Genomic DNA, 978 nt, shown 5'->3' on the forward strand with positions numbered 1-978 from the left:
CTAGGGCGTGTCTCCCATATGGCGTAGCCAGGTGAGGATTGCGCTGATGGTGACGGCCGCGCGGTAGGTGATCGCGAGCTTGTCGTAGCGGGTGGCGAGGCCCCGCCATTGCTTGGCGAGAGCGAACGATCGTTCTACGACGTTGCGTCCGCGGTAGGCAACGGCGTCGAACCCGGGTGGGCGGCCGCCGCGTGATCCCCGGCGTTTCCGGGCGCCGATCTGGTCGCTCTTCTCCGGAATGACGGCCCGAATCCCGCGACGGCGCAGTTCGGTTCGGGTCACCCCTGACGTGTAAGCCCGGTCGGCGATGACCGCGTCGGGTCGCGTTCTGGGTCGTCCGCGGCCGAGCCTGGGGACGTGGATCTCCGCCAGGACATGGGCGAGCATGGCACCGTCGTTGCGTTGTCCGCCGGTGATCACCATCGCCAGTGGTCGGCCCCGCCCGTCGACGGCCTGGTGGATCTTGGTGGTCAGCCCGCCGCGGGAGCGGCCGATGCCGTGTCCGGCCGGTTCAACCTCGTGCCACGGCAGATTCTTGTGATTCGATCCCGCCCCCTGTGTCCTGGTCGGGTCGGGTGGTGTTCGTCGCATGCTGATGCGCACGCGCGATCGTGGCATCCACCGACACCGCCCAGTCGATCTTCCCCGCTGCGTCGGCGTCGGCGAGAATCCGTGCGAGAACCCGGTCCCAGGTGCCGTCGCCGGCGTAGCGGCGGTGACGTTTCCACACCGTCTGCCACGGCCCGAACTCCTCGCGCGGCAGATCACGCCACGGGATCCCGGTCCGGTACCGGTACGCGATGCCCTCCACCACGCGACGGCTGTCACCGAACGGATGACCGCGACGGCCCTCGTTCGAGGGCAGCAACGGCTCGATCCGCTTCCATTGCTCGTCCGTGAACACCCTCAACCGCGAATCAGACCTCACACAACAAGACTGCCGTGAGCCTCACCAGCGATATGGGAGACACGCCCTAG

Annotated in this window: 1 protein-coding gene; it reads right to left on the reverse strand. The window is 67.9% G+C overall.

Annotated elements, in window-relative coordinates; all coding sequences use genetic code 11:
* Nucleotides 1–928 (reverse strand): IS5 family transposase gene (locus KZA10_RS16135; RefSeq protein ID WP_101306151.1). Its coding sequence is split into 2 segments (ribosomal slippage): nt 1–555 and nt 557–928, totalling 927 coding nucleotides; the frame shifts between segments, so codons are not numbered across the junction.
* Nucleotides 929–978: the final 50 nt, after the last annotated feature.

It is taken from the genome of Microbacterium sp. BF1 (genome assembly GCF_019279095.1).
In the GTDB taxonomy this organism is placed as follows: Bacteria; Actinomycetota; Actinomycetes; order Actinomycetales; family Microbacteriaceae; genus Microbacterium; species Microbacterium maritypicum.